The 15136-nt window shown below is 33.5% G+C and carries 8 protein-coding genes and 1 pseudogene; 1 reads left to right on the top strand and 8 read right to left on the bottom strand.

The annotated features are described in order from the left end of the window. From AC13CQ_RS00430 to AC13CQ_RS00395, 8 genes and pseudogenes are all read right to left on the bottom strand, one after another. Positions 1–1906 (bottom strand): annotated as a pseudogene (locus AC13CQ_RS00430) (hypothetical protein); the annotation flags it as partial. Positions 1907–2474: 568 nt separating this feature from the next. Next, positions 2475–3551 carry an alkaline phosphatase family protein gene (locus AC13CQ_RS00425; RefSeq protein WP_474507258.1) on the bottom strand — a complete coding sequence of 359 codons (1077 nt, stop codon included), beginning with the start codon at positions 3549–3551 and terminating at the stop codon, positions 2475–2477. A gap of 94 nt (positions 3552–3645) precedes the next feature. Beyond that, positions 3646–5244 (bottom strand): purple acid phosphatase family protein, encoded by a 1599-nt coding sequence (locus tag AC13CQ_RS00420; RefSeq protein WP_474507257.1) that lies wholly within the window; start codon positions 5242–5244, stop codon positions 3646–3648. A gap of 2 nt (positions 5245–5246) precedes the next feature. Then, a complete protein-coding gene (gene pbfA, locus AC13CQ_RS00415; RefSeq protein ID WP_474507256.1) occupies positions 5247–6584 on the bottom strand; it encodes a (R)-1-hydroxy-2-aminoethylphosphonate ammonia-lyase in 1338 nt (445 codons plus the stop codon). Further along, on the bottom strand, positions 6571–7833 hold the full coding sequence (locus AC13CQ_RS00410; protein WP_335588736.1) for a ComEC/Rec2 family competence protein: 1263 nt from the start codon (positions 7831–7833) through the stop codon (positions 6571–6573). The genes pbfA and AC13CQ_RS00410 overlap by 14 nt, the downstream gene beginning before the upstream one ends. Before the next feature lie 7 nt (positions 7834–7840). Then, the gene (locus tag AC13CQ_RS00405; protein ID WP_474507255.1) at positions 7841–9478 is read right to left on the bottom strand and encodes an alkaline phosphatase family protein; all 1638 of its coding nucleotides are present in this window, start codon (positions 9476–9478) and stop codon (positions 7841–7843) included. A gap of 5 nt (positions 9479–9483) precedes the next feature. Next, the gene (locus tag AC13CQ_RS00400) at positions 9484–11064 is read right to left on the bottom strand and encodes a SusD/RagB family nutrient-binding outer membrane lipoprotein (RefSeq protein WP_474507254.1); all 1581 of its coding nucleotides are present in this window, start codon (positions 11062–11064) and stop codon (positions 9484–9486) included. A 10-nt stretch (positions 11065–11074) separates the two neighbouring features. Next, positions 11075–14236, bottom strand: a complete 3162-nt coding sequence (locus tag AC13CQ_RS00395; protein WP_335588739.1) for a SusC/RagA family TonB-linked outer membrane protein — start codon at positions 14234–14236, stop codon at positions 11075–11077. Between the two features lie 258 nt (positions 14237–14494). Here AC13CQ_RS00395 and AC13CQ_RS00390 point away from each other — a divergent pair, with 258 nt between their 5' ends. After that, positions 14495–15019: a helix-turn-helix domain-containing protein gene (locus AC13CQ_RS00390; RefSeq protein ID WP_482882612.1), complete on the top strand. Its 525-nt coding sequence runs from the start codon at positions 14495–14497 to the stop codon at positions 15017–15019. The last annotated feature ends 117 nt before the right edge of the window (positions 15020–15136 follow it).

The following is a 15136-nucleotide window of genomic DNA, read 5'->3' as shown; positions in this document are numbered from 1 at the left end:
TCGTACTAACTAAAATAGTCTGACTCTCATTAGCGCTTACGATGTTTTCTAAATATTCTTCAACAGTAGTATACGTATCTCCATTGATAGTAACTGGGCCGCTGTTAACGATATTTTCAAAATTGTTTACTACACCACCTGCAATATCAATTGCATAAATTCCTGTTGGTAAAGATGCAGGATCCCATCCATCAGCATCTGTACTTGTAGGGGCTGTTTGATTATTTGCCGCTAAATAAGCTTCCGATACGTAGTATAGTTCGCTTTTATCGGTCGTACTCACTAAAATAGTCTGACTCTCATTAGCACTTACGATGTTTTCTAAATATTCTTCAACAGTAGTATACGTATCTCCATTGATAGTAACTGGGCCGCTGTTAACGATATTTTCAAAATTGTTTACTACACCACCTGCTATATCAATTGCATAAATTCCTGCTGGTAAAGATGCAGGATCCCATCCATCAGCATCTGTACTTGTAGGGGCTGTTTGATTATTTGCCGCTAAATAAGCTTCCGATACATAATATAATTCGCTTTTATCGGTTGTACTAACTAAAATAGTCTGACTCTCATCATCTCCAACATTCGATTGAACCCAAGCTGCATCATCCGTAGTAGGGTCTCCATCAGGGTCATTCACAAATGTATAAACATCTCCTGTAGACTCATCTACATAAATATCTCCTGCATCACCTGTTGTGTTGTTATTATTTGGATTACCTGTTCCACTTTGACTTACATCAAAGGTTTCTACTGTACCATCAACTGCTGTATGTGTTGCTTTTCCGTCTACTACACTTAAACTGTCTGTGCTTTGCTCCCACTCGCCTGTAGTTTCATTATATACATAGGTATTACCTGTGGAATTATCAATATATACATCCCCGTCGTTTCCAGAAGTGTTGTTATCGTTAGGATCTCCTTCATCTATAATTAAGTTATCTCCTGCTACCTGAACCCAAGTTGTTCCATTGTGTGTATAAACATCTCCTGTAGACTCATCTACATAAATATCTCCTGCATCACCTGTTGTGTTATTATTATTTGGATTACCTGTTCCACTTTGACTTACATCAAAGGTTTCTACAGTGCCATCAACTGCTGTGTGAGTTACTTTACCATTGGCTACGTTTAAAACATCGGTGTTTTGTTCCCACTCGCCTGTAGTTTCATTATACACATACGTGTCGCCTGTAGAGTTATCGATATATACATCCCCTTCGTTTCCAGAAGTGTTGTTATCGTTAGGATCTCCTTCATCTATAATTAAATTATCTCCTGTTACCTGAACCCAAGTTGTTCCATTGTGTGTATAAATATCTCCTGTAGACTCATCTACATAAATATCTCCTGCATCACCTGTTGTATTGTTATTATTTGGATTACCTGTTCCACTTTGTGTAACTTTAAAGGTAGTTTTAGTATCATCTTCAGAAGTATGTGTATACGTTCCATCTCCGTTATCCTTTAAAACAGTTACGGTTTCATTAGCCTTTACAATATCTTCAAAACTTATATTTTGAAGATTCCCTTCATTGTCAATATAGTTAAATGTCTCCTCTAATGGATTGTATATAACAATGTTATCTGGGAAATCCCCAGTACCATTAACATCGTTTGTATTAAGAATACGAAGCCATTTATCTACATACCAATAATAGTACCCCGGTATTAAATCGGTAGTAGTAGCTGTATTAAAAACTAACAAACTGTTAACATTACCGTTAACTATAGTACTTGAATCTGTTGTACTTTTGAGTGCAAGTCTCGGAATAAGCAACCCCTTGTCTTGGGCTTCAACATCTAGTTGAGAGGAACTATTGGGATATGTATTTCCTATCCCAACTTGAGAATAGGAAAAATAGCCAATAGTTAATGCTAGAAAAAGTAATAATTTTTTCATTCGTTATATCGTAATTTATTTTATATAGTTTAGCCTTCACTTATTAAGAAACCCAATCATCATTTTCGTCACTCATAATTGACTCCTATTAGACTAAAAGCGATATAAAATCGATAAACTACTTACAAAACCTTCTTTTTCATCCTGAAAATCATAAAGAATTATCTTTCAAATCATTATTAATAGTATTAAAAACTTTAATTTTTGAACTATTCTTAAAGAATGAAGATATATTTTAACTTAATAAAAATATTCAAAAAAAATAGACTAAATTCTAATAACACTCAAGTAAATTAGAGTATAAAAACAACTACCACCTAGTTGAAAAAAATCTACATTACGCTATGATTTTAGCCCTCAATATAGCTTAGTAAGCAGTTTAAATTTGTAAATTAAAATTGAAGAGAAATTACATTGTGTAGTCTTTAATAATAAACTAGCACGCTTACGTATATAAAATAAAACTTAGAATTATAAAAAATAGGAAACTAGTTTGGAAATAAAATAGCCTTCTCTATTTTAAGAGAAGGCTATTTTATACTGTTACAAAATCTTAACTAATTTATGTTTAAGGATTTGTAATTTTTAAATCAGCACCTTTCATAGTTTTGGTATCGATTTTGGTATTTAAGATATTTAAAATAGTAGGTGCAATTTGATTACTGTATAATTGCTCATCATGTTTAACTTCTCCCAATGTATTTACATTAGCACCAAAAGCAATTAACCACACCTCATCTGCTCCCTTAATATCTCTTCCGTGACTTCTCCATGTTTTTAAAGGCGTTGTACCACGACCATGATCTGTAGTAATTATAAAAATTGTATTGTCTTTATAAAAAGGATCTGCTTGTACAAATTCCCATAAATCTTTTATAAAAGAATCTGTAGTATGTGCCGATTTTAAATATGCTTCATAATGACCATCATGTGCAAAATCGTCTGTTTCTCCGTAGGAAATATAAACTACCTTAGGATGTTCTTTTTGTATGTATTCTTTTGCATAGTGATGCGTAAAAGCATCCAAACGAACACTTCCCCATGGGCTAGGAATTTCAGTCTGCAATTGATTTAAAAACTCTTCTTTTTCGGTTAAGTCACCTTCTGCATTTCTAAATCCTGCATTTACAGGGATTCCACTTCTTTCATCATTAATTATAAAAGGAAACACATCCCAACTCCCAAAGGCTGCCACCTTATTTTTAAAACCTGCTGTGTTATTTAGCAATTCTAAAATAGTAATATTAGGATTATAAATCTTATCATTACTCTTTATGTTTACATCATCTGCAGCCCCTGTTAAAATTTCATTATAACCAGGGTAAGAAAACCACATCGTGTTTGTTAAATTCACCTTACTTCCTACATTTCTATTTCCATGAATCTGTCCGCTTTTAGCTACAAAATTCCATACAAATGGAAAAAGTGCAGTTCTACGTTCTTCTGGAGTTTCCTTCCAAAACATTCTCTTTAACCCTTCTGGATTAGCTACATATTCTTTGTTAGCTACTAACTTCTCATCTGCCCCAGTAAATAGCTCCTGCCAACGAAGGCCATCTAACGTAATTAAAATTACTTTCTGATCTTTATCTTGTGCCGAAATAAAGCTCGTTATTAATAAAAGTAGTAAACTTATCTTTTTCATTTGTTAATATTTATTGATTTAAAAAGTCAGATGTGATACCCTCAATTATCAAATCGATTGGTTTGATAAAACTGCTAATAGGCATCTCATATTTTTATTTTGTTGTAAAAGTTGCGGTTTTAGACCAATCACTCCAATTTAAATTTTGATCTCTATAACGTACGCGCCAGAAATATTTAGTGTTAGATTTTAATAAAGGCATTTTCTCATCTGTAAGATCATCATCCTTTTGTCGGTTTTCATTATAATACCAATTTTGGTATTGCTTCCATCTATCTACTATAATATTAGAAAATTCAGCATCGGTAGCTAATTGCCAATTTGAAGCTGCATGAAAACTATCTTTATAATCGCTTTCATAACCTCCCGCCTTCAACATTACATCTTTAATTGCTATATGCTCTCCCATTGGACTTTCTATTATTGGAGCGTAAGGCAAGCGTTTTTTCTTATAAATTACCATACTATCTGTAACCTCATTGTTTCTAGATTGTACAGTATTTCCCCTACTAACTCTTTTTACAACAAACTTAGGATTTTCTGGGTTTGGATCTACCTCTACCATTACAAATCCATACTCATCTTGAGTTACAGTAAATTCATCATAATCTCGTCCTTCAAATTCTCCCCAATTATCTATAGCTCCTCCAGCAGAAGCTACATTAATCCACAAATGTTTATGTTCTTTAGATTGCCCTCTTGAATACCCATGTGTATGTCCGAAAAAATGTATACTCGGTTTTCCAGTTTTGGTAGTAAAATTCTCTAATAATTCAACAACTTTTCCTGTAAAATCTGTCTCCCCAGGAATCCATAATTCCGATTTATGTGGATGATGTAATTGTGCGAAAACAAAATCTATTTCATTATTATTGGCTGTACGCTCTAAAAGTTCTTTTAACCAAATATATTGCTCTTTAGAGTCTCTATATCCCTCATTTGAATTTAGCCCTATTATTCTTGTATTTCCATAATCTTTATACCACCAATGCTCGGCATAAGCTGGAGTTCCATTTTTAGGAAGACTAAAATATTTAAAATAGAATGTAGAATTCTTTTCATGGTTCCCCAATACAGGATATACAGGTACATTTGAAAATAACTTCTTTGAAGGCTCAAAAAACTCATTTTGCCATTGTTCATATTTAGTTCCATTTTCAACTAAATCTCCAGGAATAAGCACTAAGGCCAGATTGTCTGAAATATCTTCTCCATATTCTTTCTTCAAGTAGGTTAAAATTCCTTCATTTACAATTTCAGCAAACTTTTCTGGTTCATTATGGTCTCTTTGCATATCGCTCATGGCTAAAACATTGAACGCTTTTTTATCTTCAGCAAAAGGAGGAGTTTTAAACTGATAAACATCTGAATACGTTTCTCCAGTTTTTACTCTATAATAATAAGTTGTAAAACGCTCTAATCCTTTAAGTGTTACCTCGTGAATTCTATGGTCGGAAAAATTAACATCGTAAGAAATTCCTGTCTCTTTTTTCTTTAAATCGGTTGTTTTGCCATACAATACTGTACTTTCTTCTCCCACAGCTGTTTCCCACATAATAGTTATTTCTTGTGGAGAAGCGTTTTGTAAGTAAGGCGCTACTAATAAATTTTGTTTAACTGTTTGTGCATGAGTCAACATTAAACTCAACATAAAAAAACAGATAAGCAGGCTTTTGGTATAAACTAATCTCATCTCTATAAATTTGAAATACTGTTTTCTAAAATATGAATTGCTTTTAACAATTCCTCTCGTGTAATTGTTAAAGGAGGCGATAATTGTAAAACATTCCCCGAAGAAACTTTAAAACTTAATCCTTCTCTTAAACAATTGTACATAACTTTTTCGGCAGCTTCTACGGCCTTTTCTTTAGTTAATCTATTTAAAACTAATTCAACTCCCCAAAGCATTCCAATCCCTCTTACATCTCCTATTATATCAAACTTTGTTTTTAATCTATTGAGTTCTGTTTTTAGAAAAGCTTCATCTGCTTTAACTTTCTCCAATAAACCTTCCACAATTCTAATCGTTTCCATTCCAGCTACTGCTCCAAGTGGACTTTTCTCGTGGGTGTAATGCCCCAAAGACAGTTCTCCAAATGTATTATATTTATCTCTTGTTATAACCGCTGCTTGCGGAAATATTCCTCCCCCAAGTCCTTTTCCTAAACAAATAATATCTGGTTCTATAGAATAATGCTCAAAAGCAAACAATTTACCTGTCCTTCCTAAAGCTATTGGAATTTCATCTAAAATAAGAAGAACTCCATATTTATCGCATAATTTGCGAGCCTCCTTCCAAAACTCTTTAGAAGGAATTTGTACGTCTGTATTTCTAATAGTTTCTGCTAAAAAAGCACCAATATCTCCTTCTTTAGCAAAAACATATTCCAAATATTCTAAACACTTGGCCTCATTATTTTCAAAAATCCCTCTATAGGTAACGGGAGGTGGAATTCTTTCTACTCCTGGCATTAGAGGTCCCATAGCTTCTCTAAAAACCGCTTCTCCTCCAACACTGATAGCATCTAAAGACGCTCCATGAAAAGAATCCCAAAAAGAAACCACTTTAAACTTTCCTGTAATAGCTCTAGCCAATTTTAACGCTATTCCAATTGCAGAGCTTCCATTAGGCGTTAATAAAACTCTATTTAAATCTGATGGAGCTATAGACGCTAATTTCTCAGCAAATAAAACGGCTGGTTCATTGGTATACCTTCTTGTAGAAAAAGAAAGTGTTTTTAATTGCGCTATTAATTTTTGAATTAATTCCTCATTTCCAAAACCTATTTGATGCACATTATTACCATGAAAATCTAAATATTTATTTCCAGACAAATTCTCTATATAACTATTTTTAGATGATTTTAAAACATCCAAACAAGGAGTAGACATAGATTGATGCATAAAATAACGTTCGTCCTTTTCTAAAATTAACTGTGTATGCCTATCCTTTTCTCGAAGGTTCCATTTTTCCCTTTCTGAAGTAGTATTAATATCTCCTTCTGTTCTTTTATTAATTTCACCTTGCTTCATAAGGACCAAATTTATTTACCACATTACGCTTTTCATCTTTATCATTCAAAATGTAAACATTGTATTTTTTTCCATCATTATAAACCCTTACTACAATATGTCCTTCCTGACTTTTATACGCATCTAAGCGATTGCCTATTACTTTTTTATTTGCAGCTAGCATTACTGTTGAAAACACATCTCGCTCCCCAGGATATATTTCTTTACTAAGTATTCTTCTGAGCACTTCTTCTCCAGGATGATCTGACGACCAATTTTGTTGTACCCATACTCGAGGACGAAGTGTTCTTACATAAAATGCATTTTGAGAATCTCTATTTCCATGATGATTTAAGGTAGCAACATCAACAGGGCCTACAACAGGAGCAATATTGGATTCTAGGGAATTAAAATCGGTTGCCCCTATTGCATTTACCCCGCTAATATCTCCTCCGGTATAATAATCAAACAAACCAAATGAAATTTTTATAACGGTACTTAAATTATTTTCAGAAGGAGAATCTCCTTCTGAAAATAATGCGTAGTAATTTTCCTTTTCTCCTGTCCAGACATTACCATTTACAGCAATATTTCTGACAGAAAAACTCTTATAATTTTCAGGATTATATAACAGTCTTATTTGATTTAGCATTCCTGCTTTTAGAACAGAATGTTTCAATCCATTTTTAGAGTGTACATCACTATATTTCCAATAATTTTTCAAAGTTGGAATTATATGATATTTATCTGCAGATAGCTCCTTTTGAACCTGTTCATCTTTTAAATCTATAGGAAACTGAGAACCTCTATCTATTAAGTTTTTAATAGGAATAGCATCTCCAACAGCAACAATTCCGGTTAATTGATACTTCCCTTTTTTAGAATATAACCGTGTACTATCTACTTCTCCAAAATGATCATCATGATAATGCGTAATCAAGGCATAATCTAAAGTCTGCCCTTTTGGTTTTGGATGAAATTGATTTATATAATCTACAATCCATTCAGGAGCAGTTTTACTTCTATTAGGAAGCAATTTTGCATTTCTATCAGACAAAGTTCTTGGATGTGTTTCTGAGGTATCTCCTGCATCTATAAGCAAAGTAGTTCCATCTGGAAAAACACAAAAAGTAGCGTCTCCTCTACCAGTGTTTATATGATGAATCTCTAAAATACCAGGTTCCCAATTTGGGTACATCTCTTGAGAGATTCCTTTATAAAAGCACAGAATGAATAAAAAATATAAAGCTAGTTTTATAGTTGTTTGCACGCTGTTTTTAATTTAAAAGTTCTGTAGAAACTAGTTGCTTTGGATTTTTACCATCTTTATAATAAACATCTAACCAACCATCTCCTCCCCCATTAAACCAAGCTACTTTTATAGCATGTTCTCCAGCATTAAGCTTAACAGTTCCAGATTTTTCTAGTACCCCATGGTCGCCATCATTAGCTACCACCAACTCATTATCAATCCATAGTTTACTCCCATCATCAGATCTAGTGTAGAAAGTATAATTAGCTGCTTTTTTAATATCTATAATTGCTGTATAAATTACTGCTGTGTTCTCTTTTATCTTCTCTTTTATTTCTTCTGAAGTGATTTCATAGGTGTTACCACTATCATCTGGAGTTTTATTGGACAGCTCAGGAAGAGAAGTAAGATTCACTAAATAATAAATTTTATAAGATACTCTCTTTCTATCATCATGACGAATTCTAAAAAAGGCTTCGCTTAAGGGACTCGATATTTTCCCCTCTAAAAATATTGCTGCTTTTACTACTTTATTGTCGGTTATATCAATAATACCCTCATATACTGTTGATTTTTTTGTAGGCATAGACCCATCTAAAGTATATCTAATAACACCTTGTTTATTTGGATTTATTATTTCCAATTTCGTTTCATTAAAAAAAAGACCTCCTGCTCTTTTATTCAAACTAGCTTCTGGCTTTATTATGGGAGCTACCAAACGATCTTCAATAAGATACTCATCACCCTTTATTTCATTCCCTTCAAACAATGACAGAACAGGCTTTCCTATCCATGCTGTAGGCGTTTTAACACCTAATGCATAGGCAACGGTAGCAGCATTGTCATATTGATATACGGGCGTTTTAATTTCATATCCTTTTTTAACTGATTTCCCCCAGGCAATAAATGGGATTTCAATTTCTGCTAAAGACTCCCCTCCATGTCCTTTTCCTACTCCACCATGATCCGAAGAAATAATAACCAATGTATTTTCTAGTATTCCAGCTTTTTTAATTGCCGATAAAACCTCTCCTAATAATTTATCTCCTTTTGTAACCGATTCATAGTATTCTGGTGTTCCATGTCCGTATTCATGACCAGCATGATCAATATGGTCAAAATGAATAAAAGTAAACGTCGGTTTTTTATTCTTAATATAACTACTTGCTACGGCGGCAGTCTGTTCTTCTGTGTCTGCATGAATATCAAAATTAACAGCACTTTTCTCAAACAATCTACCAAAATCGCCCCAATGATAGATAGCACCTATCTCTGTATTTTCTTTTTGCTTATTTATTAAATTAAAGACCGTAGGAAACAAAAAATCTTCCCCTTGAACTACTGTAGGTAACTCAAAATTGTCTTTATTCCACGCATTAGATGTAATCCCATGTTGAGAAGGGCTAGCTCCCATTATCATAGATGCCCAATTAGAACTAGAACTTGTAGGAAGTACGGCTCTTGCTCGCATGGTAGAAGCCCCTTCAGCAATAACCTTATCAAAATTAGGTGTGGAAGCATTTCTAATCCCATCCGGACTAAGTCCATCAAACCCAATTACAACAACATGTTTAATTTCTCTGTTCTCAGTAGAATTATTATGGCAAGACCACAAGCCTAAAAGACTTGTGGTTACCATAAAAATGATTTTTTTAAATTTCATAGATATTAATTATTCACAGACACATCCCACCAAAGCAATGTATTTAGATTATCTCCTCCCATTCTGCTCACAGCCTCTTGGTAGTTTGCATTGTTTGTAGATTTAACTGAATTTGGATATTGAAAACGAACTGGCACTTTCCCTCCGTTAGCAGCATCTGGACCAGGCACTATTGCTGGCATATTGGTACGTCTCCAATCCGACCAAGCTTCAAAACCTGTGTAGAAAAGTGAAATCCATTTTTGCATAGCCACTTTCTCTAGTTTTTCTTCGGAAGTTCCTGTATAAGCTACTTTTTCTTGATTTATATATGCATCTACATCAAAATTTTCCAAGCTTGTAGCTATTTCATTCCAACCGCCAGCATTAATTCTTTCTAAATAATACTCAAATGAAGCATAAATTCCATTTTCATAATACTGCTCTGATGTCCCTGCAGTAATAAAATTTTTCTCGCGAGCTTCCGCTAAAATAAACTGAAGTTCAGAATAACTCATTATAATAGTTTGAGAAGCTGTTGGAGAAGCATTTTCAGGATCACATGCTCTACATGTAAGTAAAACCCCTAAACGAGAAATAAAATTAGAACCCGATTTTTGTGGATCCCCAGAAGGACTATATGCCAATGCATCTTCATCATTTAAACCATTTGGCATCCCTACATAATCGTCCATATTATCCGAATAAATCCCTTTTCCTGATGCCGAAGTAGGCTGGGCAAAAACAATTAATCTTTGGTCGTTTAAATCCTTTAGCCTAGTTTCTAAAGTAGTACTTAACCTTACCTCATCATAACTTCCAGATCGAGTAGTAAATTTAGGCTGTGGATTATCAGAATTCCATTGTATCACTGCAGCATCTCCATTGCTTTCAAAAATTGGAAATTCTGAAGGAGCATTTGTTATTTCCTTCATTTCCGAAATTGCTCTCGCTTTATCTACATCACTAATTCTCATTAATAATCTTAATCGCAAAGAGTTTGAGAACTTTCTCCATTTAGTAACATCTCCATTGTAAAGAATATCCCCAGAGATAGTAGCAGCTCCTTTTAATAAATTATTTGCAACAGTAAGATCTGTAATTAATCCATCATAAATTTCACTCTGTGGTGTAAATTCTGGTGTAATATTATCTTCTCTTATTCCTTTTGTTGCTTGTGTGTATGGCACATCTCCATAAGCATCTGTTAAGTAAGAATAAATCCAAGATTTTACTATTAAAGCAACAGCTAAGTAATTTTCTTGTCCTTTTACACCTACCGTAGATTCTATAATATTCTCAACATCTCTAAGCGCATCATAGGCATCGTTATATGGGTTTCCAGTTGGCGACCAATTATAGCGATCTCCACTTGTAAACTGTAGTCTTGCTCCATATTGTGCAACTGTAAAGCCTTGTTCCCAGCCCATATTACCCCAATTATAAGACATTTGTCTTAAAATCCCTGGCAATAATAATTCTGATGCTGCCTTTTCAGGATAATTAGGATTTGCATTTATTTCTTCAAAATCTTTAGTACAGGCATTTAATGAAAGTATCATTGTAGCCCCTAAAAATAGCTTCTTTATAAATTGATTTTTCTTCATTTCTATTGAATTAAAAGTCTACTCGTAAATTAAAAGTGAATGATCTTGTACTTGGATACGACATGTTTTCGATTCCAGGTTGCAATGTCCCTCCCGAAACAGCTACTGTTTCTGGGTCAAAATGTGGGTTTTCTGTCCACAGAAGTAAGTTTCTTCCGCTAAGAGAAAATCTAGCATTTGTAATTGGCAACTGCTTTATAAAGCGCTTAGGAATAGTGTACCCCAATGTTACCTCTCTTAGTTTTGTGTAAGAAGCATCATATTTTGCAGCCTCCACATTATCTCTTTCGTAATATCTGTTATTATAAGTTCTAGCATCTACATTAGTAGTATTAGGTTCATAAACCCCATCCGATACTTGTACAACTCCATCTGCAACAATTCCTGTTTCTCTTCCTACTAAAGTTTCCTTTAATTGTCCAGAAGTACTTCCAATTGTTTTTGTTCTAGACACTACAATTCCTCCTTGGCGGGTATCTAATAGAAATCCAAAATCAAAAGCCTTATATCTAAAGCTATTCTGAAACCCAAGCGTATAATCTGGAGCATAATCTCCTTGGTACACCAAATCATCTGTACGTAATGGAATTCCATTTTCATCAATAATCATTTCCCCAAAGTACGGGCTATTCTCATCTTCTACTCTTTGAAATCCTCTTCCGTAAATTGCACTAATAGAACCTCCTTCTCTTGCTTGAATAAAAGCTGAATTTCTTTCGGTTAAGGTATAATCTACCCCTCCCAAATCTGTAACCTCACTTTGGTTTTTAGCAAAATTGAAGGTTGCTTTCCATGAAAAATTATCATTTCTAACTGGAGTTATTCCTAAAATAGCTTCAAAACCATAATTTTTAACCTCCCCAGCATTGATAAGTTTACTAGCGTAACCACTAGCAATATCTGCATCAATAGAAATAATCTGGTTCTTTGTTAAGGAGCTATAATAAGTAGCATCTATATTTAAGCGACTCTGAAAAAAGCGTAAGTCAACCCCAAATTCATAAGAAGAAGTAATCTCTGGTTTTAAATTTGCATTTGGTATTAAAGAAGATTCTGTTAACACCGGATACTCTCCAAACGGATTCTCATTGGTGTAAAAACTAGATAATTTATAAGGATCTGTATCATTACCAACTTCTGCATAAGCTGCTCTCAATTTGGCAAAACTTACAAACTCTGGCAACACAAACATATCGCTAAATACTGTACTCAATGTTACAGAAGGATAGAAATATGAATTATTATTAGAAGGAAGCGTACTAGACCAATCGTTTCTTCCTGTTATATCTAAAAACAGATAATTATTATAGGCTAAACGAGCAAAACCGTACACACTATTAATACGTTTATTTTGATCTATGGAAGTAACTTCTAATGGTTTTCTATTATTATTAAAAGAATACACCCCTGGATTTATCAGTTCTGGCGCTACCGTTTGGTCGTACTCTTGATTTTGTCTAAGTTGATTAGCTCCTACAGAAAAGTTTACATTCCATTTTTCATTAAAAGTTTTATCGTATGACAATAGGAAGTCTGTATTAATCTCTTCAAAAAACACATTATCTTCTCTATAATATCCTAACGGAAAACGTTGCGTACTAAAAGCTCTCTTTTTAGCTCTTAAATCTCGGTAAAAATCGCGTCCTGTACGAAGTAACAGTTTCCAATTATCGGAAATATCATAGGTTAAATTTACATTTCCATATACCCGATCTTTGTCTTGAGAATTTGTATTTTCATACACATTAAAGAAAGGATTATCATGGTAATTGTAATTGTAATTAAACTGCTGCACGCCTTCTTGCCCTGGCATCCAATAATCTCTTAAACTATTGGTATTTAATTGTCTTCCGTACCAAATAAAAAGATACATAATACTTTCTGTTCCATAACTCAACGACGGTCTGTTGCCACTATCACTTTTTACATAATTTACATTTGCATTAACCTTAACTTTATCAGTTAAATTAAGACCCGCACTTAAATTAAATGTATTTCTCTCTAAATCTGTATTAGGAACAACTCCTTCTTGATCAAAATTCTGATAGCTGAAACGGATATTCCCTAAATCTCCAGCTTTAGAAATAGAAATACTATTGGTTTTGGTAAATCCAGTATTAAAAAAATCTTTTGTGTTATCTGGATTAGAAACCCAAGGAGTTGCTATAATTGGAGAATTACTTATTAAATCTCCCCCACGAGTTCCGTCTTGTCTAGGCGAATCGAACTGCGGAATTAAAAGTCCTGTATCTAATCTTGGTCCCCAACTTTCGTCAACACCATCTGCAATTCCTCCTCCTTTTCCATCTACAAAAGAGAATTGTTGATTATTACCTTGACCGTATTCATTTTGCCAATCTGGTAACATTAAAATATTATCTACTGTTACTCCAGTATTTATGGTAACCCCTATTTTTCCATCTTTAGAAGTTCCTTTTTTTGTTGTGATGATGATAGCCCCGTTTGCCGCTCTAGAACCATATAAAGCTGCCGCCGCTGGCCCTTTTAAAACGTTCATCGACTCAATATTCTCTGGGTTTATCTCAGCAGCTCCATTTCCGTAATCCACATCTTGAGTCCCAGCTCCAGAAGATCCAACTATTTCATTACTAATAGGAGTACCATCTATAATAAATAAAGGAGAGTTTCCATTAATATTTAACGACGCATCTCCACGAATAGAAACTCTAGCAGACCCTCCAATTCCTGAAGGACTATTAGTTACTTGAAGTCCTGCTACTTTACCAGAAATACTATTTAATAGATTAGGCTCTCTTGCCGAACTAATTTGGTCGCTATCAAGTTCTTGAGAAGCATATCCTAACGACTTCTTTTCTCTTTCAATACCTAGAGCAGTTACTACCACTGCATCTAATTGTTGAGAATCTGGTTGTAAAACAACTTTTACTCCATTCTCTAATGCTGAATTAATTTCTTGAGAAAGATACCCAACGTAAGAAATTATCAATATTTCGTTGCCTTGGGGGAGCTCTATCTCAAAATTTCCGTCAAAATCTGTAGCAACTCCATTATTTTGACCTTTTATCATAATGGATGCACCTGGTAAAGGTGTGCTATTTTCATCTAATACACTCCCTTTAAATAAGGTTTGAGAGTAACTTGTAATAAATGCGAAGAACGCAAATACACATAATAATTTCCGCTTATTCATTTTTTCGTATTTGTAAACTTTATTAAGTTATTTAGTTATGCAAATATCGAAGAGGTAAGTTAAGTTAAACTACATACACTATTAAATCATTGCAATCATACTGTAAATTCAGTTAACAAAAAGTTAACAACCTTAGTTTACTAATAGTTACTTTTCTGTTTTTCATTAATTTGAATAAATAACAGAATCAAAAGCATAAAATAGGGTAAATAATTTACAGTATTTCTTTTAATTTTGAGGTATAAAAAATTCTACTAAATGGAAGATTATCTTATAGGTATTGGTAAGCGAATTAAAGAAATTAGAAAAAATGATGGTAAAACCATTAATGATGTTGCTGTAAAAGCAGAAGTAACTAGCGGACTTATTTCTCGTATTGAAAATGGAAGAACAATTCCTTCCCTCCCAGTATTTATAAAAATAGTAAATGCGCTTGAAGTTGAAGTAACCGATTTTTTTAAAGGAATACCAAAAGGTAGTGGCGCTAATTTTATTGTTTCAAGAAAAGAAGAAAATACCCCTATTGATAAAGAGGAAGAGGCAGAAGGCTTTACCTACAACTTTATATTTAGCAAACAACTTTCTTCCCTTGGTTTTGAAACAGTTCTCTTAGAAGTAAAACCAAATTCTAAAAGAGAAAAAGTAACTACCGATGCATTTGAATTTAAATACATTCTTTCAGGAGAATGTTACTATATTATTGGAGAAGAAGAAGTTTTACTAAAAGAAGGAGATTCCATATTTTTTGATGGTAGAATTGGTAGTATCCAAAAAACTGTGTAAAGTAAGATTTAAGGTGGGTTTTAAAACCCACCTTAAATTTTTGTATAATTTTATAAAACACAGTTATTATGACACCAGAAGAGAAACAACAATTTTTAAAAAGCGGTCTTTTAGAAG

The sequence above is a fragment of the Galbibacter sp. L-19 genome (assembly GCF_056857615.1).
The sequence above is the reverse complement of the archived record's forward strand: the minus strand, read 5'-3'. Positions and strand labels throughout refer to the sequence as shown.